At 69.2% G+C, this 23,559-nt stretch carries 19 protein-coding genes and 1 tRNA gene; 8 read left to right on the top strand and 12 right to left on the bottom strand.

The window, feature by feature from the left end; all coding sequences use genetic code 11:
* Positions 1 to 36: 36 nt before the first annotated feature.
* A complete protein-coding gene (locus FM105_RS06655) occupies positions 37 to 747 on the bottom strand; it encodes a PIG-L deacetylase family protein (RefSeq protein ID WP_087006571.1) in 711 nt (236 codons plus the stop codon).
* Between the two features lie 107 nt (positions 748 to 854).
* Here FM105_RS06655 and FM105_RS06660 point away from each other — a divergent pair, with 107 nt between their 5' ends.
* Both FM105_RS06660 and FM105_RS06665 read left to right on the top strand, forming a co-directional pair.
* A complete protein-coding gene (locus FM105_RS06660; RefSeq protein ID WP_087006573.1) occupies positions 855 to 2,078 on the top strand; it encodes an NAD-dependent epimerase/dehydratase family protein in 1,224 nt (407 codons plus the stop codon).
* A gap of 15 nt (positions 2,079 to 2,093) precedes the next feature.
* Positions 2,094 to 3,293 carry a glycosyltransferase gene (locus FM105_RS06665; RefSeq protein WP_087006575.1) on the top strand — a complete coding sequence of 400 codons (1,200 nt, stop codon included), beginning with the start codon at positions 2,094 to 2,096 and terminating at the stop codon, positions 3,291 to 3,293.
* A gap of 75 nt (positions 3,294 to 3,368) precedes the next feature.
* On the opposite strand, the gene FM105_RS06670 is transcribed toward FM105_RS06665, so the two are convergent.
* The 4 genes from FM105_RS06670 to FM105_RS06685 all read right to left on the bottom strand — a co-directional run bounded on the left by FM105_RS06670 (position 3,369) and on the right by FM105_RS06685 (position 7,094).
* Positions 3,369 to 3,455: transfer RNA gene (locus tag FM105_RS06670), tRNA-Leu, on the bottom strand.
* A 69-nt stretch (positions 3,456 to 3,524) separates the two neighbouring features.
* Positions 3,525 to 4,424 carry a MaoC/PaaZ C-terminal domain-containing protein gene (locus tag FM105_RS06675; RefSeq protein WP_087006577.1) on the bottom strand — a complete coding sequence of 300 codons (900 nt, stop codon included), beginning with the start codon at positions 4,422 to 4,424 and terminating at the stop codon, positions 3,525 to 3,527.
* Positions 4,424 to 5,773, bottom strand: coding sequence for a 3-oxoacyl-ACP reductase (locus FM105_RS06680; RefSeq protein ID WP_087006579.1), 1,350 nt, complete (start codon positions 5,771 to 5,773; stop codon positions 4,424 to 4,426). The genes FM105_RS06675 and FM105_RS06680 overlap by 1 nt, the downstream gene beginning before the upstream one ends.
* Positions 5,774 to 5,798: 25 nt before the next feature.
* A complete protein-coding gene (locus FM105_RS06685; protein WP_087006581.1) occupies positions 5,799 to 7,094 on the bottom strand; it encodes an acetyl-CoA C-acetyltransferase in 1,296 nt (431 codons plus the stop codon).
* A gap of 122 nt (positions 7,095 to 7,216) precedes the next feature.
* Here FM105_RS06685 and FM105_RS06690 point away from each other — a divergent pair, with 122 nt between their 5' ends.
* Together FM105_RS06690 and FM105_RS06695 are read left to right on the top strand one after the other, a co-directional pair.
* Positions 7,217 to 7,828: a TetR/AcrR family transcriptional regulator gene (locus FM105_RS06690; protein ID WP_087006582.1), complete on the top strand. Its 612-nt coding sequence runs from the start codon at positions 7,217 to 7,219 to the stop codon at positions 7,826 to 7,828.
* Positions 7,825 to 9,873 carry an acyl-CoA dehydrogenase family protein gene (locus tag FM105_RS06695; protein WP_087006584.1) on the top strand — a complete coding sequence of 683 codons (2,049 nt, stop codon included), beginning with the start codon at positions 7,825 to 7,827 and terminating at the stop codon, positions 9,871 to 9,873. The genes FM105_RS06690 and FM105_RS06695 overlap by 4 nt, the downstream gene beginning before the upstream one ends.
* Here FM105_RS06695 and metX read toward each other — a convergent pair.
* The 6 genes from metX to FM105_RS06725 all read right to left on the bottom strand — a co-directional run bounded on the left by metX (position 9,848) and on the right by FM105_RS06725 (position 20,021).
* On the bottom strand, positions 9,848 to 10,882 hold the full coding sequence (gene metX, locus FM105_RS06700; RefSeq protein ID WP_087006586.1) for a homoserine O-acetyltransferase MetX: 1,035 nt from the start codon (positions 10,880 to 10,882) through the stop codon (positions 9,848 to 9,850). The genes FM105_RS06695 and metX overlap by 26 nt on opposite strands.
* On the bottom strand, positions 10,879 to 12,222 hold the full coding sequence (locus tag FM105_RS06705) for an O-acetylhomoserine aminocarboxypropyltransferase/cysteine synthase family protein (RefSeq protein ID WP_087006588.1): 1,344 nt from the start codon (positions 12,220 to 12,222) through the stop codon (positions 10,879 to 10,881). Before FM105_RS06705 ends, metX begins: the two co-directional genes overlap by 4 nt.
* Before the next feature lie 195 nt (positions 12,223 to 12,417).
* A complete protein-coding gene (locus tag FM105_RS06710) occupies positions 12,418 to 15,834 on the bottom strand; it encodes an error-prone DNA polymerase (RefSeq protein ID WP_087006589.1) in 3,417 nt (1,138 codons plus the stop codon).
* A gap of 13 nt (positions 15,835 to 15,847) precedes the next feature.
* Positions 15,848 to 17,476 carry a DNA polymerase Y family protein gene (locus FM105_RS06715; protein WP_087006591.1) on the bottom strand — a complete coding sequence of 543 codons (1,629 nt, stop codon included), beginning with the start codon at positions 17,474 to 17,476 and terminating at the stop codon, positions 15,848 to 15,850.
* Positions 17,473 to 18,306: a hypothetical protein gene (locus FM105_RS06720; RefSeq protein ID WP_087006592.1), complete on the bottom strand. Its 834-nt coding sequence runs from the start codon at positions 18,304 to 18,306 to the stop codon at positions 17,473 to 17,475. Before FM105_RS06720 ends, FM105_RS06715 begins: the two co-directional genes overlap by 4 nt.
* Positions 18,307 to 18,356: 50 nt before the next feature.
* Positions 18,357 to 20,021: an HNH endonuclease signature motif containing protein gene (locus FM105_RS06725; protein WP_179207104.1), complete on the bottom strand. Its 1,665-nt coding sequence runs from the start codon at positions 20,019 to 20,021 to the stop codon at positions 18,357 to 18,359.
* Between the two features lie 235 nt (positions 20,022 to 20,256).
* Between FM105_RS06725 and FM105_RS06730 the strand changes: the two genes are divergently transcribed.
* Positions 20,257 to 20,727 carry a tRNA (cytidine(34)-2'-O)-methyltransferase gene (locus tag FM105_RS06730; RefSeq protein ID WP_087006596.1) on the top strand — a complete coding sequence of 157 codons (471 nt, stop codon included), beginning with the start codon at positions 20,257 to 20,259 and terminating at the stop codon, positions 20,725 to 20,727.
* A gap of 112 nt (positions 20,728 to 20,839) precedes the next feature.
* Positions 20,840 to 21,706, top strand: coding sequence for a bifunctional hydroxymethylpyrimidine kinase/phosphomethylpyrimidine kinase (thiD, locus tag FM105_RS06735; RefSeq protein WP_087006598.1), 867 nt, complete (start codon positions 20,840 to 20,842; stop codon positions 21,704 to 21,706).
* A gap of 120 nt (positions 21,707 to 21,826) precedes the next feature.
* Here the strand turns inward: thiD and FM105_RS06740 are convergent, their stop codons facing one another.
* Entirely contained in the window at positions 21,827 to 22,084 is a 258-nt protein-coding gene (locus tag FM105_RS06740) for a type B 50S ribosomal protein L31 (protein ID WP_087006601.1), read from the bottom strand.
* A 174-nt stretch (positions 22,085 to 22,258) separates the two neighbouring features.
* On the opposite strand from FM105_RS06740, the gene FM105_RS06745 reads away from it, so the two are divergent.
* Together FM105_RS06745 and FM105_RS14525 are read left to right on the top strand one after the other, a co-directional pair.
* A complete protein-coding gene (locus FM105_RS06745; RefSeq protein ID WP_087006603.1) occupies positions 22,259 to 22,822 on the top strand; it encodes a YbaK/EbsC family protein in 564 nt (187 codons plus the stop codon).
* A gap of 87 nt (positions 22,823 to 22,909) precedes the next feature.
* On the top strand, positions 22,910 to 23,539 hold the full coding sequence (locus FM105_RS14525) for a hypothetical protein (protein ID WP_143275842.1): 630 nt from the start codon (positions 22,910 to 22,912) through the stop codon (positions 23,537 to 23,539).
* Positions 23,540 to 23,559 lie beyond the last annotated feature (20 nt).

Consider the following 23,559-nt stretch of genomic DNA (forward strand, 5'->3'; position numbering starts at 1 on the left):
TTTCGTCAGGGCGGTCTCAGGTGCTCAGGTCGACGCTCAGCCGTACACGCGGAACCCGAGGTAGGCGCGCCCGTCCTCATGGGTGAGGGTCGAGTCGATCTGGGCACGCGCCTGCTCCTCCACGGGCTCGTCGGAGAGCGCGGCCAGGTACTCCCGGTGGCACGTGAGGGAGGCGACCGCCGCCTCGACCCCGTCCGTCACGTCGATACGGTGGGTGGGCTCAGCACCGAACTCCACGATGCGGGCGACTCCGTCGTAGCGCGCGCCGGGCACGATCCATTCGTTGCCGGCGTCTGCGACGCCGTCGACCGCCGCCTGGCCGAGGTTGCGGTGGTCGGCCGAATTGAAGAACCGTCCGCCCCTCGTGGGCTGGAAGTTCAGCAGCACGACGAGCTCCGGTCGGAAGCGACGGATCTCATGGGCGATCTTCGTGCGCAGCTGAGGGGTCGCGAGGATCCGCCCATCGGGCTCGTCCAGGAAGACGAGTGAGGTGACGCCGACCTCCCGGCACGCGGCCTCCTGCTCCTTCGTGCGGACGATCGCGGACTCTGCGGGGTCCAGCCCCTCGATGCCGGCCTCGCCCCGGCTGGCGAGCAGATAGCCCACCCGCTTCCCGGCGCGCGTCCAGGCTGCGACCGCGGAGCCGATCCCGTACTCGGGATCATCGGGGTGCGCGACGATGACCAGCACAGATGAGAAGTCGTCGGGCATGTCGGGGAGCGGGGCCCCGACCTGGGCGTCCGTCATGAGTTCACCTCCATGTAGAACACTGTCCATCAGCCAGTCTACGGGGCGGGTAGTGTGGAGCGACGAACGAGACCAGAGCTCGACACGAACGTTTGAAGGAGACATACGTGCGCATCCTTGTCCTCGGCGGAGACGGCTTCTGCGGATGGCCTGCGGCCCTCCACCTCTCCCAGCTGGGCCACGACGTCGGAATCGTCGACAATCTGTCCCGCCGTCGGATCGATGAGGAGCTCGGGACCGATTCGCTGACGCCCATCCGCACCCCGCAGGAGCGGCTCGCGGCGTGGACCGAGGCCACGGGACGGACGATCGACTTCCACGAGGTCGACCTCGCCGAGGACTACGAGGAATTCGTTGCACTGCTGTCGCAGGCCCGTCCGGAGGTGGTCATCCACTTCGCAGAGCAGCGGGCGGCCCCGTACTCGATGAAGTCCCCCTCCCACAAGCGGTACACGATCGACAACAATGTGAACGCGACGCACAACGTGCTGTCCGCGATCGTCGAATCCGACCTCGATGTGCACCTGGTCCACCTCGGCACGATGGGCGTCTACGGCTACGGCACGGCGGGCATGCGCATCCCCGAGGGCTACCTCGACGTGAAGGTGCCGGGCGAGGACGCGGACGGGAATGCGACCGGCGAGCTCATCGACCAGACGATGCTCTACCCGTCGAACCCCGGTTCGATCTACCACATGACGAAGGTGCTCGACCAGCATCTCTTCGCGTTCTACGCGAAGAACGACAAGCTGCGGATCACGGATCTCCACCAGGGCATCATCTGGGGAACCCACACGGAGGAGACCCAGCTCGACGAGCGCCTCATCAACCGCTTCGACTACGACGGCGACTACGGCACCGTCCTCAACCGCTTCCTCATGCAGGCGGCCGTCGGCTATCCGCTGACGGTCCACGGCACGGGTGGGCAGACGCGCGCCTTCATCCACATCCAGGACATGGTGCGCTGCATCGCGATCGCGGTCGACAACCCGCCCGCGGGCGGGGACAAGGTGAAGATCTTCAACCAGATGACGGAGACCCACCGGGTCCGCGACCTGGCGGAGCTCATCTGCGAGATCTCCGGCGCCTCGCTGGAGCTCGTCCCGAACCCCCGGCAGGAGTCCGCGGAGAACGACCTGTACGCGTCGAACCGGACCTTCCTCGATCTGGGCCTCGAGCCGACGACCCTCTCCTCCGGACTCCTGCAGGAGGTCGAGGAGACGGCCCGTCGATACGCTGATCGTGCCGACCTCACGAAGATCCCGGCGACGTCGCTGTGGACCGAGAACCAGGCGGTCGGTGCACCGACACGGATCGCCGAGTCCGCGTGACGGCCTGCTGACCCGGTGCGCATCGCCCTCTTCACGGAGGTCTTCCTCCCCAAGGTCGACGGAGTCGTCACGCGGCTGGTCCGCTCCCTCGAGCAGCTCCAGGCGATGGGGCACGAGGTCGTCGTCTTCGCTCCGGGCCACCCCCCGGAGTCGTTCGCGGGCTTCGAGGTCGTCCGGGTGCGGGCGGTCCCGTTCCGCCCCTGGTATCCGGAGCTGTCCGTCGGCCTGCCGACTCCGGAGATCGCACGGGTCATGGAGCGCTTCCACCCCCATGTGGTGCATGCTGTGAACCCGATCTGGCTCGCAGCGTACGGGACGCTGTCGGCGCGGAGGCGGGATCTGCCGCTGGTCGCCAGCTTCCACACCGACGTGCCGTCGTACACGGAGCGTCTGGGCCTGGAGTGGATCACGGACACCACGAGCCGCTGGATCACCTGGATGCACAACTTCGCCCAGGTGAATCTCTGCACTTCGCAGCAGATGGTGCAGCGGGCGCGCGGCTCGGGCATCCGCAACGTGCAGCTGTGGCCGAAGGCCGTCGACACCGATGCCTACAGTCCCGAGCGCGCGGACCGCTCCATGCGCGAGCGCCTGACGGCCGGCAACCCGGATGATCGGCTGCTGGTCTACGTCGGCAGGCTGTCGAAGGAGAAGGACCTCGACCTGCTGCGCACGATGATGGATCGGCTACCGGAGAACGTCCGGCTGGCCTTCGTCGGATCGGGACCGCACCGCGAGGAGCTGGAGCGTCTGTTCGCGGGAACCCGCACCGTCTTCACCGGATACATGGGCGGCGAGGAGCTGGCCGCCGCGTATGCGAGTGCCGATCTCTTCGTGTTCCCCTCGACCACGGAGACGCTGGGCCTCGTCGCCCTCGAATCCATGGCCTCGGGCGTCCCCGTCGTCGGCGCTCGCGCCGGCGGGCTTCCCTTCGCGGTGAATGACGGCGTCGGGGGCCTCCTCCACGAGCCGGGCTCAGTCGACGACATCACGGCGAAGGTCTCACGTGTGCTCGAGGATGACGCGCTGCGGGCACGGCTGTCCGCCGGTGGCCGTCAGGAGACGGAGAAGCACGGCTGGCGCAATGCGACGGAGAGCCTCGTCGACGGCTACGAGGAGGCCGTGGAGCGGTACTGGTCGGATCACCGCCCGCCGGGCTGGCGCATGGCCCTCTTCGGCCGGCCGATGGATCCTGCGCGACCTCCCCTGAGCTGAGGGGTGGGGCCCTCGTGAATGAGTGAGGCCCCTGACCGCGGATCTCTCCGTGGCCAGGGGCCTCACTCACTGCTGTGCGCGGAGGGGGACTTGAACCCCCACGCCCATTATTAGGGCACTAGCACCTCAAGCTAGCGCGTCTACCAATTCCGCCACCCGCGCGGGCAACAGAGACAAGATTACACACTCCTCAGGTCCAGTCCAAATCGATCCGACCGCTTGTGAGCGGGCTCACTGCCGCCCGTTCGACGTACCATTCTCCGTACCGTTCTCGGTGCCGCTCTCGGTGCGTATGGAGGACAGCATGTGGGGCCGTCCGTCGCGCGGATTCCACACGTCGACTGTTGTCAGAGCGCTGCCGTGGGCAACGCGCACGGCGACTGTCGAGGGCAGCACCACGGGGGTCGCGAACTCCACGTCCCACGTGAAGGCATCGGCGCGGATCTGGGCGGATGCGAGCGCACGGGCCGCTGTGTACATCCCGTGGACGATCCGGCCCCTGAACCCGAACGCCTTCGCCGCGAGTCCGTTCAGGTGGATCGGGTTCACGTCGCCGGAGACTCGCGCATACGTATCCGCCGTCCGGGGCGTCAGCCTCCAGCTCATCGTGGCATCGGGTGCCTCGAACGGCGTGCGCTCCGCCGGGTCGTGAGGAGTCGCACCGTCCACCCGCACTCCCTTCGCGAGGTAATGGCAGCGCTCGTCGACGCAGCGCCGGCCGTCGACGTCGAACGCGGCCGCGACGACGATCTCCGTCCCCTTCGGGTGCGTGCGGATCGCGTCGATCCACACCGTGGCGGTGACGGCGTCGCCCACGCGCACGGGATGCAGCTGGGTGAGGGAGTTCGTGACGTGCACCATCCCCATGGCCGGAGCGGGGAAGTCCGGAGCACTCAGGAGCGAGAGGCTGGCTGCGAACCCCTGGGCGTGCAGCCACGTGACCGGCACGGTGTTGCGGACCGGTTCTCCGACGGCGCGGCAGAACTCCGCGACCGTCTGCGGATCGGCCGTCACGGTCTCCGTGCGGCGGGGGGACTCTGGGCCGGCGACCCGGGAGAGGGGGCCGGCGGCAGCGGGGCGGATGCGCTTGAGCACACTCGAACCCGCAGCGGCGAGATACGTCCTGAGCATCAGGCACCCACCAGATTCTGTCCGCACACGCGCAGCGTCGTGCCGGAGATCCCTCCGGAGGACTGTGCGGCGAGGAAGGCGATCGCCTCGGCGACGTCCACGGGGAGCCCGCCCTGCTGCAGGCTCGCGACACGGCGCGCGACCTCACGCGTGAGCGTGGGCATCTTCGCGGTCATCTCCGTCTCGATGAAGCCCGGGGCCACGGCGTTGATCGTTCCGCCCTGTGCGGCGAAGCGATCCGCGGACGCCGCGACCATCCCGATGACCCCGGCCTTCGAGGCGGCGTAGTTCGTCTGACCGCGATTGCCTGCGATGCCGGAGGTGGAGGCCAGGGAGATGATCCGCGGGGCGCTGCCCCATGCGCCCGCCTCGGTGAGCTGCGTGTTCATCCGCAGCTGTGAGGCGATGTTCACGGCGATGACGGAGTCCCAGCGCGAGGCCTCCATGTTCGCGAGCATCCGATCGCGGGTGATGCCCGCATTGTGCACCAGGATGTCGATCGGCTCCCCGACGCGCTGCGCGATGACCCGGCCCGCGTCCTCCGCGGTGATGTCCAGCTGCAGTGCGGTGCCGCCGATCCCATTCATCGTTCGTGCGAGCGCGTCGCCGGCCTGCGGCACGTCGACGCCCACGACGGTCGCTCCGTCCCTGGCGAGCGTCGCGGCGATCGCCGCGCCGATCCCCCGCGCCGCACCCGTGACGACGGCCAGGCGACCGTCCAGGTGTGCACCGGCCAGTGCCTCGGCGGTGGCGGCCTCTCCGTGAGCCGTCGTGACGTGCAGCGGCTGGCCCGATACGTAGGCGGACTTCGAGGACAGGAGGAACCAGAGGGCGCTCACGACGCTCGGGGCGTCCATCGGGACGCCGTCCGACACGACGATGCCGTTGGCGGTGGACCCGCCCCGCATCTCATGGGCGAGCGACCGCATGAGGCCCACCGCACCGTTGCGCGTCGCGTTGAGGGCCGGGTCCGTGTCCGCGGGACGCTCCGGGCTGATGTGGGCATCGCGGGAGAACACGATCACGCGGGAGCAGCGGACGAGCCCGCGCAGGGCTCCCCCGATCTCCAGGGCAATCTCCGAGAGGTCGGTCGGCTCCTGCGCCTCGTCGAAGAAGGCGAGGACGGCCGACAGCTTCTCCGAGGTGGGTTTGCGGCGGACTTCGAAGCCGTTGTCCAGCAGGATCTGTGCGTAGGCGTCCGCAGCGGCACCGGCTCCCAGCACGAGCACGGGCTCGCTGAGGTACGCGCCGTCACTGTGACGGCGCAGCGGGACGGGGCTGGGCAGCCCGAGCGTCTTGACCAGTGCCTTGAGCGGACCGTTGGCGAGTTTGGTGTAGCGATCAGTCATGGGTTCCTCCGAGTGGTGGTGTCTGTCAGGCCTCGACGATCGCGGTGAGGCCCTGGCCTCCGGCGGCGCAGATCGAGACGAGTGCGCGACGCTGGCCGGTCTCCTTGAGGTGCTTCGCGACCGACGCGATGATCCGCCCGCCGGTGGCGGCGAACGGGTGGCCGGCGGCGAGCGACGAGCCGTTGGGGTTCAGCTTGTCGCGATCGATCGGGCCCAGGGGTGCGTCGAGTCCCAGCTTCTCGCGGCAGAACTCCTCGCTCTCCCATGCGGCCATATGGGTGAGCACAGTCGAGGCGAACGCCTCATGGATCTCGAAGACGTCGAAGTCTGCGAACGTGAGGCCGTTGCGGGCCAGCAGTCGCGGCACGGCGTAGGCCGGTGCCATGAGGAGGCCCTCGCTGCCGGTGACGAAGTCGACTGCCGCGGCCTCGGCGTCGACCAGGTACGCGAGCGGTTCGATTCCGTGGTCCGCGGCCCACTCCTGCGACGACAGCAGCACAGAGGACGCGCCGTCCGTGAGCGGTGTCGAGTTGCCGGCCGTCATGGTGGGCGTCGCGGACAGACCGCGGCCGAACGCGGGCTTGAGTGCGCCCAGCGATTCCATCGTCGAGTCCGCCCGCAGGTTGGTGTCGCGTGAGACTCCCAGGTAGGGGGTGACCAGGTCGTCGAAGAAGCCGCGCTCCCATGCGGCCGCCATCCGCTGGTGCGAGGCCAGCGCCAGGGCATCCTGGTCCTCGCGCGAGATGCCCCATTCCGCGGTGGTGATCGCCTGGTGCTCGCCCATCGACAGCCCCGTGCGCGCCTCGCCGTTGTCCGGCAGCGCCGGCGCGAGATCGGAGGGCCGCAGGCGGGAGACGGCCCTGAGGCGCTGCGACATCGTCTTCGCGCGGTTGAGCTCCAGCAGGACACCGCGCAGCTCCTCGCTCACCGCGATCGGAGCGTCCGAGGCCGAATCCACACCAGATCCGATGCCCACGTCGATCTGTCCCAGACGGATCTTCTGGGCGATCGACACCGTCGCCTCGAGCCCCGTCGCGCACGCCTGCCCCAGGTCGAACGCGGGGGTCTCCGGAGACAGCGCGGAGCCGAGCACGGCCTCGCGCGTGAGGTTGAGGTCACGAGAGTGCTTGAGGACGGCGCCGCCGGCCACTTCGCCCAGCCTCTCCCCCGCCAGTCCGAAGCGGGCGACGAGGCCGTCGAGGGCACTCGTGAGCATGTCCTGGTTCGATGCGCGCGCGTACTGCTTGTGGGCGCGCGCGAACGGGATCCGGTTGCCGCCGAGGATCGCTGCGGGTCGCGTGGGCTGCGGGGACTGGGTCATGGAGTGGGTCCTCTCTGGAGGGAACGCGTCTGAGGTGTCGCGTCTGGGGGTGTCGCGCGGACGGATTCAGTCAGCTCTGAGCCGATTCACCGGTACCGACCGTACCTGATACCGTCAGTTACATGAAAGCCCGTGGGATGACCGATGAGACCGTCCGCGATGGTCGGAGCCTCCGCTGGGAGCAGCACCGCCGCACGCGCCGCCGTGAGCTCCTGCGCAGCGCCCGCATCGCGATCTCCACGCGGGGCGAGACGGTGTCGATGGACGGCCTGGCGGAGGCGACGGGAACGTCGAAGACGGTGTTCTACCGGTACTTCCACGACCGTCGGGGGCTGCAGCAGGCGATGGGCGACTGGGCCATGGACGTGATCCGCCGGTCGCTCGATGAGGCTGGGCGCCCGGACGGCACTCCGCAGGAGGCGCTGGAGGCGATGATCTCCGCCTTCGTCGCCCTGGGCGTGCGGTCCCCCGCCGTCTATCGGTTCTGCGACTCCGTCGTCACCTCGGACGACGGCGGGGGCGCATTCCTCGACGACGTCGTCGACCTCCTGTGCGCGCGCATGGGACTGACCGGCTCCACGGAGCGGATGTGGGCCTCGGGCGCCGTGGGCTTCGTCCGCAGCTGCACCCTGAACTGGCTGGGCGACGACCGCTCGGCAGACACCGACTCGACCGAACAGTTCACCACCCGCCTCGCCATGTGGCTGTGGGCCTCACGAAAGGAAGACGAATGAACCGAGGGAAGACGCCGCTCACGATCGACGCGACGGTCCTGCGAGACGTGCTCGACGGCGAATGGGCCGAGGCTCGCCGGCGCATGCGCGACCTCACCGAGGATCCGTCGCTCCACCTGCCCGCCGACGGCACACTCGAGGAGCTGCGGGCTGCGACCACCGCAGGCATCGCGGCGGTCGCCGAATCCGGTCTCACACGACTGCCGCTGTCCGAGGGCGAGGGCGGCAGCAACAGCCACGCGGAGTACGTCGCGGGCTTCGAGGAGCTCGTGGCGGCATCCCCCAGCCTGCAGATCAAGGCCGGCGTGCAGTTCGGACTGTTCGGCGGGGCGATCATGCACCTGGGCAACGACGAACAGCACGAGAAGTGGCTGGACGACGCGCTGTCCGGCCGACTCCTGGGCAGCTTCGCGATGACGGAGATCGGCCACGGATCCGATGTCGCCGAGGTCGCGACGACCGCGACCTACGATGCGGAGGCTCAGGAGTTCGTCATCCACACGCCGTTCCGAGCGGCCACGAAGGAGTACATCGGCAACGCTGCACGGGACGCTCGTGCCGCGGTCGTGTTCTCGCAGCTCATCACGAACGGGGTGAACCACGGAGTCCACGCGTTCGTGGTCCCCGTCCGCGACGAGGCTGGCAGCGTCGTGGACGGCATCACCATCGAGGACGACGGGAAGAAGGGCGGACTCCTGGGCGTCGACAACGGTCGGATCGCCTTCGACCAGGTCCGGGTCCCCCGTGGGAACCTCCTGACCCGCTACGGGGCCGTCACGGCCGACGGGGAGTACTCGTCGCCGATCGACTCACCCGGACGCCGCTTCTTCACGATGCTCGGCACCCTGGTGCAGGGACGGGTCTCGCTCGACGGGGCCGCAGTCGTCGCGTCGAAGCTCGCGCTCGACATTGCAGTGCGGTACGCGCACGACCGGCGCCAGTTCACATCGACCTCACCCGTCGAGGAGACGCGGCTCATCGACTACCAGCGCCACCAGCGCAGGCTCATGCCGCTCATCAGCCAGACCTACGCGAACGCCATCTCGCACGACACGCTGCTGCACACGTTCGACGCGGTGTTCTCCGGCGCGGACGAATCCGGTGAGGAGCGCGAGCTGCTGGAGACGCAGGCGGCCGGGTTCAAGGCACTCAGCACGTGGGACGCGCTCGACACGATCCAGGAGAGCCGGGAGGCATGCGGCGGGGCCGGGTACATGGATGAGAACCGGCTCGTCGGCCTCTACGGGGACATGGACGTATACGTGACGTTCGAGGGGGACAACACAGTCCTCCTCCAGCTGGTCGGCAAGCGGCTCCTCACCGACTACGCGAAGGAGCTCAAGGACATCGACTTCGGCGGTGCCGCCCGCTTCATCGGCGCGCAGGCCGCAGAGCACACCCTCTTCCGCACGGGCGTCGCGAACATCGGCCGGACGATCGGCGACCTCGTGACCACGTCGGTGAGATCGAAGCGGGTCCGGTCGGGCAAGGTGCAGGAGGCGCTCCTCTCCGACCGCGTCGAGACGATGGTCGCCTCGGTCGCCCAGGCGCTGCGGCCGGCGCGCTCGATGAGCCAGGCGGACAGCGCGGCGCTGTTCAACAAGCACCAGAACGAGCTCATCGAAGCCTCGATCGCCTACATCGAGCTGCTCAAGTGGCAGGGCCTCAACACGGAGATGCACCGGGTCGAGGACGAGGGCCGGCACCCCGACGAGGCGAAGATCCTGCGGAGGATCCGTGACCTCTACGGCCTCACGCTCATCGAGAAGCACATGGGCTGGCACAGCATGCACGGACGCCTGCCCATGGCACGGGCCCGCCTCATCGGTCCGACGATCGACTCCCTGTGCGCGAAGCTCGCCGAGAACTCGCTCGACCTCGTCGACTCGTTCGGCTACGGCCCGGCGCATCGTCGCTCCCCGATCGCCGACGGGGCGGAGGCGAAGCGGCAGGACGAAGCCCGTGCCTACTACCGCGCCGCGCGTGCACGCTCTGACTGGCCGGTGGACGAGAAGGAGCTCAGGAAGCGAGCAGCTCGGAGATGAGCGCTCCGACCTGATCGGATTCCGTGAGGAAGCCGTCGTGGCCCGCCCAGCTGGTGATCGTCCTGAATTCGGCACCGGCGGGCAGGCTGTCGGCGAGCAGCCGCACCTGCGGAGGGGTGTAGAGCCGATCGCTGGTGACGGCGGCCACGAGGAACCGGCCCCCGGCACCCGCGAGGGCCCGGCGCAGGTCCGCATCACGGCCTCGGCGGACGTCGTGGTCCATGAGCGCCTGTGACAGGGTCACGTACGAATCCGGGTCGAAGCGGCCCTGGAGCTTCCCCGCCTGGTGGTCGAGGTAGCTCTGGATCGCGTAGTACCTCTCCCCCGGTTCCTGTGCAGGAGCATTCGTCGCCTGCTGGCGCGCCTCGAACCGGTGGTTGAGCTCTGCATCGGCGCGATACGTCAGGTGGGCGATCTGCCGCGCGATGCCGAGGCCGCGCTCGCGATCCGCGCGGATCGCTGCGATCTGGATGTGGCCCCACGCGATCTGGTCCGCATCGGAGAAGGCGGGAGCCGCGAAGACACCGGTGCGGGCCACCCGGTCCGGGGCGATGAGAGCGGTCTCGAGTGCACGAGCGCCGCCCATCGACCCGCCGAGCACCGTGTGCCACACATCGATCCCCAGCTGATCCGCGAGCCGCAGCTCTGCGTGCACGGTGTCGCGGACCGTGATGAGAGGGAAGGCGCTCCCCGCGTGCTCAGCGCTCGTGGGGTCGGCCGGTCCCGTCGAGCCCGAGCAGCCGCCCAGCACATTCGCGCAGACGACGAACCAGCGGTCGGTGTCGAGCGTCCGGCCGGGGCCGATCAGCCCGTCCCACCACTCGTGGGCATGCGAGTCGCCCGTGAGCGCGTGCTCGATGAGGATCGCGTTGTCCCGCTGCGGGGACAGCACGCCGTACGTGTCGTAGGCGAGCGTCACGTCCGGGAGCACGACGCCGGTCTCCAGTGTCAGTGCTCCCAGACGCGCGGTGCGCGTGCGGTGCGAGGTCTCGGGGACGACAGTCGTCACTGGGCGCCCTGGGTGTCCTGACCCGAGGAGGCTCCCGCCGCTGCCTGCGCGGCGGCGAAGCCCGTCTCCAGGTCCGCGAGGATGTCGTCGATCCCCTCGATCCCCACGGCCAGCCGCACGAAGCTCTGGTTCACGCCCGCAGCGACGAGTGCCTCCTCGCTCAGCTGCGAGTGGGTCGTCGAGGCGGGGTGGATGACGAGAGAGCGGACGTCGCCGATGTTGGCCACGTGCGAGTGGAGCTCGAGTGCGTCCACGAAGGCGACCGCCGCGTCGAATCCTCCGGCGATGTCGAAGCCGAGCACGGAGCCCGCGCCCTTCGGCAGGTACTTCTTGCCCAGTTCGTACCAGGGGCTCGATGAGTGTCCGGCGAAGTGGATCTTCTCCACCTGCGGGTGGCCGTCGAGGAAGTCGATGACCTTCTTGGCGTTCTCCACGTGGCGCTCGATGCGCAGGCTGAGCGTCTCGATGCCCTGGGCGATGAGGAAGGCGTTGAACGGCGAGGCCGCGGGACCCAGGTCGCGCAGCAGCTGGACGCGGATCTTGATGCCGTAGGACACGTTCGCGCCGAAGGGCGAGTCGGGGCCCAGGTCACGGCCGAAGACGAGGCCGTTGTAGGACTCGTCGGGCTCGTTGAAGCCGGGGAAGCGATCGGGGTAGCGCGTGTAGTCGAAGTTCCCGGAGTCGACGATGACGCCTGCGATCGACGTGCCGTGTCCGCCCAGGAACTTCGTGGCCGAGTGGACGACGACGTCCGCGCCGTGCTCGATCGGCTTGACGAGGTAGGGGGTCGCCATCGTGTTGTCGACGATGAGCGGGACGCCGGCGTCGTGGGCCAGATCCGCCACGGTCGCGATGTCGAGGACCTCGGAGCGCGGGTTCGCGATCGATTCGGCGAAGAACGCCTTCGTGTTCTCCCGGACCGCGTCCTTCCAGGCCTGGGGGTCGCCCGCCTCGACGAAGGTCGTCTCGATGCCGAGCTTCGGGAGGGTCACCGCGAAGAGGTTGTAGGTGCCGCCGTAGAGGCTGCCGCTCGCGACGATGTGGTCGCCCGCGCCCGCGACGTTCAGCAGCGCGAGGAACTCCGCCGACTGGCCGGAGGCGACGAGCACGGCGCCGACGCCTCCCTCCAGCGCTGCGACACGGCCCTCGACCGCTTCGTTCGTGGGGTTGCCCAGACGGGTGTAGATCGGGCCGAGGTCGGACAGCGCGAAGCGGTCCGCCGCGGTCTTCTGGGAGTCGAAGACGAAGGAGGTGGTCTGGTAGATCGGCAGCGCGCGGGCGCCGGTCTGCGAGTCCGGCTCCTGGCCGGCGTGAATCTGGAGGGTCTCGAACGCGGTCATGGGGAGCTCCTTCGCTGGAGGGCGCGCGGCGTGGCGCCGGGCACCGGACTGAGGTCCGTCAGTGTCGTACTGGGTCCATCGTGGCTGAACCCGCAGCCGACCGGCGAGGGGTGCGTCATCGAACGTCACAATCGGACTCTTCCGGTGTCACAGCGCGTCACTGGAAGTCATCGACGTCACTGGGGACCATCGACTTCACTGGAAGTCACGGGCGCGCGGGGCGATGTCCGTGGCGATCGGCGTCAGCCGGTGCGCATACAGGCTCACGACGGCGGCGCCCGGCGCGCCATCGGGACGCAGTGCCCCGTCCGCCCGCTGGATGAGGCCCGTCACCGCGAGGACGTTCTTCGTGAGTGCGATCCTGCGGTGCCGCTGCATAAGTCCGCGGGTGCACACGACATTGAGCATGCCGAACTCGTCCTCGAGGTTGAAGAACGTGATCCCGTCGGCGGTCGACGGCCGCTGGCGGTGGGTGACGATGCCGGCGACCGTCACACGGGTGCCGTCGTGCACGTCCCACGCATCCCGCGTGGAGCCGTACCCGCGGGTGCGCAGAGCCTCCCGCAGCACCTCCGTCGGGTACCCGTCGACGGTCACCCCGGTCGCCCACAGCTCCGCGAGCGTCGTCTCGAAGGCGTCCATGCCCGGCAGCGCCGGTGCGGTCTCCGGGCCCGAGGTCCCCGGCAGCGTCGCCGGAGAGGCACCCGCCTGCCCGCCGGCTACCCACAGCGCCTCCCGGCGGTCCAGGCCGAGTGAGGCGAACGCGCCGGCCGTCGCGAGTCCCTCGAGTGCGCGGGTGGACAGCCCTGTCCGCTGGGCGACCTCGCCGACCGACGCGAAGGGGCCGTCGTTGCTGCGGGCGGCGACGACGACCTCGGCGGCGTCCTTCCCCACGTCCCGCACAGAGGCCAGGCCCACCCGGATCGCCAGTCCCCCGGCGGCATCCGGCCATCCGCCGCCGGACGCGGAGTCCGCCTCGAGATCCGCGAGCACCTGGGAGGCGTTCACGTCGACGGGACGGATGCCGACCCCGTGGCGGCGGGCGTCGGCGATGAGCGACTGCGGGGAGTAGAAGCCCATCGGCTGGGCGCGCAGCAGCCCGGCGGTGAAGGCCGCGTGATGGTGCCGCTTGAGCCAGGCCGAGTCGTATACGAGGTTCGCGAAGCTGATCGCGTGCGATTCGGGGAAGCCGTAGTTCGCGAACGCGGCGATCTTGTCGAAGATCGCCACGGCGATCTCCTCATCGACGCCGCGGGCTGCGGCTCCCGTGAGGAAGCGCTCGGACAGGAGTCGCATCCGCGTCTCGGACCGGCGGGATCCCATCGCGCGGCGCAGCTCGTCCGCGTCCGCCCCGGAGAACCCGCCCACGTCCATCGCCATCTGCATGAGCTGCTCCTGGAACAGCGGCACGCCCAGCGTCTTCTCGAGGCTCGAGCGCAGCAGCGGGTGGAGGTAGGTGACCTCCTCCTTCTGCTGCCGGCGGCGGATGTAGGGGTGGACGGATCCGCCCTGGATGGGGCCCGGCCGGATGAGCGCGACCTGGACGGCGAGGTCGTAGAAGCTGCGGGGAGCAAGTCGCGGCAGGGTGCCGATCTGTGCGCGGGACTCGACCTGGAAGACGCCCACCGCGTCGGCCGCGCAGAGCATGTCGAAGACCGCCGGGTCCTCCTGCGGGAGTGCGGCCCGGTCGATCCGCTCCCCCGTGTGCCGGGCGATGAGATCGATCGACTCGTGGAGGGCGGTGAGCATTCCGAGCCCCAGCAGATCGAACTTCACGAGGTCCATCGCAGCGCAGTCGTCCTTGTCCCACTGGACGACGGTGCGCCCCTCCATCGTGGCGGGCTCGATGGGGACGACCTCGCCGATCGGCCGATCCGCGAGGATCATCCCGCCGGAGTGGATGCCGAGGTGCCGGGGCGTCCCCAGCAGGCCGGCGGCGGCGGTGAGGACCGGGCCGGGCACCCCGTCCTCGTTGTCCCCCACCGGCTCGCCGGCTGCGGGCAGGCTCGACCAGCGGCGGATGCCCTTCGAGAAGGCGTCCTGCTGGCCGGGTGCGTAGCCCAGTGCGGAGGCCGCGTCCCGGACCGCCGACTTCGCCCGGTAGGTGATGACGTTCGCGACCTGTGCGGCGCGGTCTCTGCCGTAGTGGTCGTAGACGTACTGGATGACCTCCTCGCGACGATCGGATTCGATGTCGACGTCGATGTCCGGGTAGCCCTCCCGGTCAGGGGTGAGGAAGCGGTCGAAGAGCAGCCCGAAGCGCACCGCGTCCACCGCCGTGATGCCCAGGACGTAGCAGACGGCGGAGTTCGCGGCGGATCCTCGGCCCTGGCAGAAGATGTCGCGCTCCCGGCAGAACCGGGCGATGTCCCACACGATGAGGAAGTAGCCGCAGAAGCCCATCGATTCGATCGTGTCGAGTTCGCGGTCGACCTGCGCCCATGCCTGAGGCGCCGTCTCACGGGAGCCGTACCGGTGGAGGGCTCCGGGGAAGACGAGGCTGCGCAGGTGCTCGGCCTCCGTGTGGCCCGGCGGGATCGGAGTGGTGGGCAGGCGGGGTGCGGCGGCACGGAGGCTGAAGGCGGCCTCGGCGGCGATGCGCGCGGACTGGGCGACCGCGGCGCGGGGGAAGCGGGCGAGCATCTCCTCGCCCGTGTGGATGCGGGCCGAGGCGGTGGGCGGCAGCCAGCCCGCCATCGCGTCGAGGCTGCGGCGGGAGCGGACTGCCGCGCGCACCTGCGCGTCGCGGTGGCGGGCGCGGGTGGCGTAGTGGACCGCGTTCGTCGCGACGAGGGGCAGGCCCGTCCGCTCCGCGAGCTCCGTGAGGTGGCGGATGCGCTCGTCATCGTCCGGCAGCCCGTGGCGGGTGAGCTCGACTGCGAGGTTGTCGCGGCCTGCGGCATCGCGCAGGTTCCGCAGGGCGGTGAGGCCGCCGTCGGGGTCGTCTGGGTCGTCGAGTGCACGGGCGAGCGGTCCCTTCCGGCACCCGGTCAGCAGCTGCCAGGCCCCGGAGGTCCGTGTCTCCTCGAGGAGCTCCTCCGCGTGGAAGACCGGCCTGTTCTTCTCGCCGCGCATGTTCGCCGTCGTGATCGCGGCGGACAGGCGCCGGTAGCCGTCCACCCCGCGGGCCAGCACGAGGAGGTGCTCCGCGTCCGGATCCACCTGACCGGGGATGCGCTCCGTGAGGCCGATCGACAGCTCCGCGCCGAAGACCGTGGAGAGGCCCGCCTCTGCGGCGGCGGAGGCGAAGCGCGGGGCGCCGTAGAGGCCGTTGTGGTCGGTGAGGGCGAGTCCTGTGAGCCCTGCGGCGACCGCTGTCTCGACGAGCTCCTCCGGTTCCGAGGCCCCGTCCAGGAAGCTGAAGTCAGAGTGAGCGTGGAGCTCCGCATAGGGCGTCCCCGCGGGGACGCGGTGTGCCGGTGTCTTGTCGTGTGGAGTCTCGTCCGGCAGTCTCCGGGCAGGTCGAGTCCCCCACGATCCGACGGAGACGGGCAGATCTGTGCCGGGCTCGTCTGTGCTCGGCTGGTCTGTGCGCGCCTGCTCGGGTGGGGGCCGGTCGGAGAGCCTGCGTTCGAGCTCGGACCAGGGCGTGCGCGGGTTGAAGCCCGTCATGCGGCCACTTCCCTCATGCGTACTCTCCCAGCAGGCGCCAGCGCCCTTCCTCTTTGCACACGAGGAAGGCCGTGCCGTCGTCGGCGAGCACCTGGAGACGCACCCGGTACTGGCGGAGAGCAGGGTCCCACCAGCCGGTGTCGACGGGCCATGCTGACGAATGATCCACGATCCGGTACGCCCCGGATCCGGGGATGCGCAGAAGGGCGGGCGGCCTGTCGAGACCTGCCGGCCGGGCACTGACGGACGCGCCGGACTCATCGAGCAGCTCGATGGGGGTGTCGAGGACGCGTGCGGGGTGCGGGGCGGGGATCGTGCCCGGCCAGGGGGCCTCGGGATCGCGTGCGGCACGGGGCGTCTGCTGCCACGGCGTCCAGAGGTTCGTCTCACCGGGATCCCGACCTCCCTGCACGCCGGGGACCAGCACGGAATCGGGGCCGAACAGGCCCTGCACCCGCTCGAGGCTGTGGGAGACGTCGCCGGAGCTCCCGTCGAGGAGGCTGCGCTGGGTCTCGAGTGGGGCCGCGAGCTCTGCCGCGGTGAGTGTGAGGAGCGCGATCCCCTCGTCGAGACCGAGGTCGTCCTCGGGCGCGATCTCCTGGGCAGCCTCCTTCTGCTCGGCCTCCTTCTTCCGCGGCTTCCGTGTCTTCCGCCCGGTCCGGGAGCTCAGCCAGCCCTCCGCCTGCCAGCGAACCCGGTCCGCGACCCGGTTGTCGTCCATGTCCTCGAGCCGCCACGTCCGCTCGTGGTGGTCCCCCGAGGTCGCGGTGAGCCGAATCGTCACCTGGGTGCACGCGAGAGATCGCCGACGGACCGAGGCGAAGAGCTCTGCGGCGGCGCTGCGGGCGCGGAAGGCGAGGACGTCCGTGCGTGGCGTCGGAGGTTCGAGCGGCGCCTCGACGGACAGGTCCGCTTCGCGCGTGTGGTCGCGCAGCCCTCGATCGCCGAGGCCCCGTGCCAGATCCCGAGCACGCATCCCCAGCCGTCCGAACCGGGTTCCCACGTCTGCAGGATCGAGCCGCGCGAGGTCGCCCAGTGTGCGGAGCCCCAGTCGGGAGAGCACGCTCACGAGATCGCTGAGGTCCTCCGGGTCGAGGGTCTCGTCGAGGAGGTCCGCGGCTTCGAGCGCGTGGACGGGTTGGACGGCGAGGAACTCCGGGGTGCGACCGGCTTCGACACGGGTGGAGGTGCGCGCGGCCAGGAGCGCGGCGAAGGGCGTGTCCGCGATCCCGGGCAGGAACTCCCAGCCGGTCGACTCCGTGAGTCTGGCGAGAAGATACTCCACCGCGGAGGCCTCATCCGCGTGGACGTGCTGCAGGGAGTCGGCCGGAACGCTCACCGCTCCGGGCCCCAGCACGGTGAAGCGGGCCACTGCGGTGTCGAGGGCCTGCGTCGCTGCGACGAAGAGGCGGGCCTCCCCTTCCGGATCCCACGCGGTGAGGACCAGGCCCGGGCAGCGGCTCCGTGCGGCCCGATTCAGCATGTTCCGGCTGATGCCCAGTGCTCGGGCCGGCGCATTCGCGGAGACGACCCGGTTCGCCCGCAGGACGGCGACGGGATCCGTGGCGGACAGGTCCGCGTCGATCGCCGCTGCGAGCGCTGGCCAATCCGGAACGATGAGGGCGAGGAGCCGCTGCGTCATGGGGCACCGTCGGAGCGTGTGGAGGAGTCTGAGACGAGACGGAGCGTCCCTGCGGGGACGCTGTGGGATACAGCGGCGGAGGCCACGGGAGCAGCGGAGGAAGAGGAGGGGCGAGACCGCGGAGCTGTGGTCGCGCCGTGGGAGTCGGGGAGGACGAGGGTGTGCTCGCCGGTGTGCGCGCTGCGCAGGCGCAGGGTCCTGCTGCGCAGACGGCCCGTGCCACGATCCGTCCCCTCCCAGGATTCCTCGAGGACTGTCAGCCGCTCGGAGCTTCCGGGGAACGAACTCCCACGCTCTTTCACTCCTCCCTTCGCTGCTCCAGGACCATTCAGCAGGATGAGGGTCGCTCTGCTGTCCCGGAGCTTGGCGGCGATCCGCGCTCGGTCCCCCGCCGAGGCGGAGAACCCCGGATCGACGACGAGCACGTCGAAGGACTCCAGCAGGATCGACGTCACGCGCATCCAGTCCTGTGCAGGGGTGTCCAGGCAGACGAAGCGTGACAGGTCGATTCCCAGATCCCGCATCGCTGAGGCCGCTGGTGCTCCCAGTCCGATGCCCGCACACCACCCTCCGTCCCGGGTCGTCTCCGCACAGCAGGCCAGCGCGAGGGAGAGCACGGCCCGCCCGCTGAGGGAGACGACTTCTCCCTGAGGAAGGCCTCCCCGCGCGAAGAGTCCTGCGAGTGCGGAGCCGACCGGCCGAGGGCGTGCCTGATCGATGAGGGCCGTCGCCGTGGGGATGCCCAGGGAACGACTCAGCTTCTGCGTGAGTGCGCGCGCATCCGTCACCGCATCTGCTGCGGCGGTGGCGGGTGTGGGGGCGACGGACATACCCCCAGTATCGAACACACGTTCGAACGCGGCAAGTGTGCTGGTGTCGCTCACGCAGAGCCCTGCGCCTGCCCGCCGGCCCGATGGTCGCGCAGTGTCCTCTCCGCATCGAACAGCCACGCGATCCCTGCATCGAGGGTGAAGCCCCACCCGCCGCCGATCGTCACGATGTCCGGCTCACAGGGCCCCAGTCGGGCATTCGGGAGGTCGACGAGTGACGGATGGGTGACAGACGTCGCGGGGGCGGGGTCCGCGGAATCGGGGCAGTCGGAGGGATCCGAGAGCAGCTCATCGCCTGCGCGGAGGAGCGCGCCCTCCTCCGTGTGGACGTCGAACCCCGGCCCCGCACGCAGGGCGCCGGTGAAGGGCCGGTCGGCGGCGCGGGTGATGCGCAGGCGGTTCTCGTGGACGGCGATGTGATGCGATCGGCAGAGGAGGAGCATGTTGTCCATGTCCGTGGGGCCGCCCTCGCTCCACATGCGGATGTGGTGAGCCTCCAGGCTGTGGCGGCGGGTGCAGTCGGGGAACTGGCAGTGGAGGTCCCTGGCGGACAGCGCGATGCGCTGCTGCGGAGATGCCAGTCTGCGGGAGCGCCCCAGCGCAAGCACGTCTCCGCTGGCGTCGACGAGGGCTCCGACCAGCTCGCCGCCGCAGGCCAGGCGAGCCGCCGAGGCGGTCGTCAGTGGGCCGCGCTCCGCAGCGTGGCAGCGCTCTTTCAGCATCCGTGACGTCCCCGCGGGGGCGTCTGCGCCCTCTGCACCTCCTGCACCCTCTGCGCCGCTGCCTGCACCGAGGGCCTCGGGCGAGACGTGCACGACGACTGTGGCGCGGGCTGCGCGCCCCCGATCCTTCCGCGACATCTCATCCCGGTGCTCCCGCATGAGCTCGAGGAGAGCATCGACCCGCGTCGCACGATGCTCGGCGCGCACGGGCGGTGGAGGGGACGCCTCTCCCCCGCTGTCGGATCCGCCCCCGCTGTCGGATCCGTCGTCGGATTCTTCCGTGCGGTCAAGGCGATCGCGGACTGCATCGAGCGCCTCCAGGAGTTCGACCGCATCGGCCTCCGGCAGATCCAGGATGATGCGGGTCCGCCCGTACTGCTGGGTGGAGATGTAGAGAGAGTCCTGCTCCAGCCGGCGAGGCAGGCGAACAGTGACCGCGGCCTCCTCACTGCCGGGGGCCTCGGCGGACGACGCCAGGGGGACCCGGACCTCGGCGATGCCCTCCGGATCCGACGGGTCGAGTCGCCGGTAGGCGGCGACCATCGCGGAGATCTGTGACGCGGTCGCATGCCGGGTGATCTCCGCCGCCTCCTCGTCGTCGATGCGACCGCTCAGGCGAGTGATCTCGCGCGCCTTGCTGAAGGAGATCTTCCCCTCCTCCAGCAGGGAGGCGACCTGCGGCAGCGCGCGCAGGCCCCGCATGACTCGGATGTGCTCCCGTGCGGTGTGCGAATCCATCTCGCACACGAAGGACACCCACTGGGCGAGGGTGCGGACGCCGATCCAGTGCGTCCACGCCTCTGATCGGTCGATCTGATCGAGCAGCTGCAGGAACTGCGCCTGCTGCCGGGCGATGCTGCCGGCGAGGCGACGCATGCGGTCCGCGATCTCCTGTGCCTCGTCGATCCCGACCATGCTGTGGAGGTCGTCGCCGTGAGGGTCGTCGGTGCCGTGAGGCCCGCCAGCGCTGAGTCCATCGGTGCTGTCTGTCATCGCATCCTCCTGGGGTCCGTCGGGAATCGGCGACGCCGTCGTCGCGGGTGGGCTCCCCGATCTGCCCTGTGCTGACACAGTAGAAGGAGGCACGGACACAGGAATGCGATCGAACGATCCCGCAGTCATCCAAGAGGCCATCATGAACGACACAGAAACCGAACAATCCGCTGCCGCCACTCCCCCATGGGCCCCTGCGACGTCCCCGCGGGGACGGCAGTAGGCTGAAGCCCTTATGAAGGGCCTGAGCATCGTCTTCCACACGCCAGAGATCCCCGGCAACACCGGCAACGCAATCCGTCTTGCGGCCGTGACCGGAGCGCATCTGCACCTCGTCGAGCCCCTGGGCTTCGACCTCTCCGACGCGAAGCTGCGGCGGGCCGGGCTCGATTACCACGACCTCGCGCACGTGACGGTCCACCCGACCCTGGAGGACGTGTGGGAGACGCTGGGCGACCGCCGCGTCATCGCCTTCACGACGCACGCGCAGGACAGCTTCGCGGACGTCTCCTACCAGCCCGGGGACGTCCTTCTGTTCGGCAGGGAGTCCACGGGACTGCCCGACGAGGTCGCCGGTGATCCGCACGTCGATCTCCAGGTGCGGATCCCCATGCAGCCGTCCCGCCGGTCGCTCAATCTTGCGAACTCCGCCTCTATCGCTGTCTACGAGGCCTGGCGACAGCACGGGTACCCCGGCGGGGCGTGACGAGGCGATATGATCGAGGCGATCCGTCCGGGCTCAGCGACGCGCCTCCCCAGGCAGTCGTCGCAGCTCGGAAGCCGACACTGAAGACCAACGACGAAGGACATCGTCTCGCATGACTGACCCCACCACTCCCCGCGTCCTCACCATTGCAGGATCTGATGTGTCCGGAGGTGCGGGCCTCGCGGCGGACCTCAAGATGATCAACGAGTACGGTGCGTTCGGCACCGCCGTCGTCACCTGCGTCGTCACGTTCGACCCGGACGACTCGTTCGGGCACGTCATCAACTTCCTCGACACGGACCTCATCGTCCAGCAGCTGGAGTCCACACTCGCGATCCACGACTTCTCCGTCATCAAGTCGGGGATGCTCGGGTCCGTCGAGTCGGCGCTCGCCCTCGCCGACCGTCTCCGCGAGAACGAGCTGCCCTACGTCTTCGACCCCGTGCTCGTCTGCAAGGGCAGCGGCACGATGGTCGATCTCAAGGACCTGTTCGTCGAGAACCTCGTGCCCCTGGCGACTGTCATCACCCCGAACCTCGAAGAGGCGGCGACGCTGACCGGCGCGGATCCGATCGAGTCGATCGACGAGATGGTCACTGCCGCGCGTGCGATCAAGGCGATGGGAGCCAAGCACGTGGTCGTCAAGGGCGGCGCGCGCCTGGCCGGGCCGGATGCCATCGACGTCCTGCTCGAGGAGACGGAATCAGGAGAGCGCGTCACCGTCCTGACCGCGCCGAAGGCTCACGAGAAGCTCGTGAACGGTGCGGGGTGCTCCTTCGCCTCCTCGATCGCGGCGGGACTGGCGACCGGTCTCGACGTCGCGGAAGCGGCTCGCAGTGCGAAGGCCCGGATCGCCCACGGGATCGCCTCCTCGCTCACGAACGCGACCGGGGTCGATTCGCTCTTCCACCCCGCCTCGCGCGTGCAGCCGCAGGAGGGACTGTTCGTGACGGTCGAGGAGTACGGCGCTGACGACTGAACGGCCGAGGACTGGACGGCCGAGGGCTGAATGATCACCGGTCGGGCACACCGCTGAATGACTGCGGGCCCGGAACCCTCGCGAAGAGGATTCCGGGCCCGCAGTCGTGTGAGGACGCGTTCAGCCGCGGCGGCCGAAGCCCTTGTAGCGGTCCTTGAACTTCTCCACGCGGCCGGCGGAGTCGAGGATGCGCTGCTTGCCCGTGTAGAACGGGTGCGATGCCGAAGAGATCTCGACGTCGATCACGGGGTACGTGTTGCCGTCCTCCCACTCGAGGGTCTTCTCGCTCGTCGCGGTCGACCGGGTGAGGAACTTGGTGCCGGAAGCGAGGTCATTGAAGATGACCGGGCTGTACTCCGGGTGGATGTCCTTCTTCATTCTGAGTCCTTTGCTGTGAATTCTGATCAGGCCCTGATGCAGCTCGCGCTGCCTGCCAGTGCCCGAATTCCGCACTGATCCGCAACCGACATGGAGGTCTGGCCCCGAGGGGCCGCGCGCGGACCAGCTACCCATTGTACACAGCTGCGGGCCACTCCTGGTTAGGCTGAGGACATGAGCATTCTTCCCGAGTCCGTGACCACGTTCGCCCTGCCCGAGGCGGCCGAGCAGCAGCCGCCCCTCCTGGGAGACCCGGTCGCTCGAACCGCCGCCGAGGCCCCGGCCGCCCTGCAGGATGCCCGCGCCTTCGCGATCGATCCGGACCTCGCGGACACCGCAGCGCTGATGGAGGCGTACGGCCTGCCTGCGGAGGCTTCAGCGAACTGCGTGGTGATCGCCGGAACGCGGGATGGGGATGAGCGAATTGCGGCGTGCGTGGTCCTGGCGTCCACGCGTGCGGATGTGAACAAGCGGGCCAGGAAGCTGCTGGATGTGCGCAAGGCGTCCTTCCTGTCGATGGACCGGGCCGTCCAGGACTCCGGGATGGAGTACGGGGGCATCGGCCCGATCGGGCTGCCGGACGGTTGGCGACTGCTGATCGACTCGCGCGTGGTGGAGCAGGCGGAGGTGGTGATCGGCTCGGGGATCCGCGGGTCGAAGATCGTGCTGCCCGGTGCGGCTCTCGCACAGCTGCCCGCGGCCGAGGTCGTCGAGGACCTCGCGGTCGCGGTCGCCTGATGGATGGGGTCAGGAGTTTTCCACAGGTCTGAGCCGGTCTCTTCCGAAACTCGAGGAGAGCGGATAGATTAGCGCCCACTGACATCAATGCTGATGGGGTGGTTGTGGGTGGAGGGTTTCCGACCAGGCGCACGGTTGTGCCCCGGGGCGTCTCGCCGAGGTGCGAGAACCCGCCGACCGCTCAGAGTCGCCGCAGCCGCGCTGGCAGCGCTGTCGCTGCTCGGGCTGTCCGGGTGTTCGGGAGCGGCCGATGCCGCACCCACGGTCGGTCCCACCGCTGGCGCCGACGAGCCCACAGAACCGACCGAGTACCAGCCATCCCTGCCGCCCTATACGAGCGAAGTCGACCTGTCGGCAGAAGATGAAGCCGAGGTCGAAGAGCTCCTGCTGCTGATTGATGAGTTCAGCACGTATACGTCGGATGTCACCGCGCAATCAGTATCTGGTTTACAGTCCATTAAAGACAACCTGGATCCGAAATTTATCTCGTCACATGAAGAGTTTGTCTCAGAAGTTAACGCTGATGGCCACGAAGTAGGCGGTTCTGTCACCATTTCCGATACTGCGGTTTGGCGATTCGAGGATCACAATTACGCAATGGTCGGAATTTGTTATGACTACGATCACTGGGGCGTGGTTGACCCGGATACTGGTGATGCCGTTGAGGGCCATGAGGTTAACCGGCTCATCGTAAAAGAGAGTGTAGAAGTGGTCTGAAGCCGCCGGTGTCTAGCAGT

Origin of the sequence: Brevibacterium yomogidense, assembly GCF_900163715.1 — a bacterium.
Taxonomy (GTDB): domain Bacteria; phylum Actinomycetota; class Actinomycetes; order Actinomycetales; family Brevibacteriaceae; genus Brevibacterium; species Brevibacterium yomogidense_A.

Excerpts from the sequence above, each read along its gene's own strand:
- FM105_RS06720 (WP_087006592.1), bottom strand. The coding sequence starts at position 18,306 with ATGTCCGTCGCCCCCACACCCGCCACCGCCGCAGCAGATGCGGTGACG.
- FM105_RS06710 (WP_087006589.1), bottom strand. The coding sequence starts at position 15,834 with ATGACGGGCTTCAACCCGCGCACGCCCTGGTCCGAGCTCGAACGCAGG.
- FM105_RS06690 (WP_087006582.1), top strand. The coding sequence starts at position 7,217 with ATGAAAGCCCGTGGGATGACCGATGAGACCGTCCGCGATGGTCGGAGC.
- FM105_RS06730 (WP_087006596.1), top strand. The coding sequence starts at position 20,257 with ATGAAGGGCCTGAGCATCGTCTTCCACACGCCAGAGATCCCCGGCAAC.
- FM105_RS06705 (WP_087006588.1), bottom strand. The coding sequence starts at position 12,222 with ATGACCGCGTTCGAGACCCTCCAGATTCACGCCGGCCAGGAGCCGGAC.
- FM105_RS06715 (WP_087006591.1), bottom strand. The coding sequence starts at position 17,476 with ATGACGCAGCGGCTCCTCGCCCTCATCGTTCCGGATTGGCCAGCGCTC.
- thiD (WP_087006598.1), top strand. The coding sequence starts at position 20,840 with ATGACTGACCCCACCACTCCCCGCGTCCTCACCATTGCAGGATCTGAT.
- FM105_RS06740 (WP_087006601.1), bottom strand. The coding sequence starts at position 22,084 with ATGAAGAAGGACATCCACCCGGAGTACAGCCCGGTCATCTTCAATGAC.
- FM105_RS06685 (WP_087006581.1), bottom strand. The coding sequence starts at position 7,094 with ATGACCCAGTCCCCGCAGCCCACGCGACCCGCAGCGATCCTCGGCGGC.
- FM105_RS06655 (WP_087006571.1), bottom strand. The coding sequence starts at position 747 with ATGACGGACGCCCAGGTCGGGGCCCCGCTCCCCGACATGCCCGACGAC.
- FM105_RS06745 (WP_087006603.1), top strand. The coding sequence starts at position 22,259 with ATGAGCATTCTTCCCGAGTCCGTGACCACGTTCGCCCTGCCCGAGGCG.
- FM105_RS06680 (WP_087006579.1), bottom strand. The coding sequence starts at position 5,773 with ATGACTGATCGCTACACCAAACTCGCCAACGGTCCGCTCAAGGCACTG.
- FM105_RS14525 (WP_143275842.1), top strand. The coding sequence starts at position 22,910 with ATGCTGATGGGGTGGTTGTGGGTGGAGGGTTTCCGACCAGGCGCACGG.
- FM105_RS06725 (WP_179207104.1), bottom strand. The coding sequence starts at position 20,021 with ATGACAGACAGCACCGATGGACTCAGCGCTGGCGGGCCTCACGGCACC.
- FM105_RS06695 (WP_087006584.1), top strand. The coding sequence starts at position 7,825 with ATGAACCGAGGGAAGACGCCGCTCACGATCGACGCGACGGTCCTGCGA.
- FM105_RS06675 (WP_087006577.1), bottom strand. The coding sequence starts at position 4,424 with ATGCTCAGGACGTATCTCGCCGCTGCGGGTTCGAGTGTGCTCAAGCGC.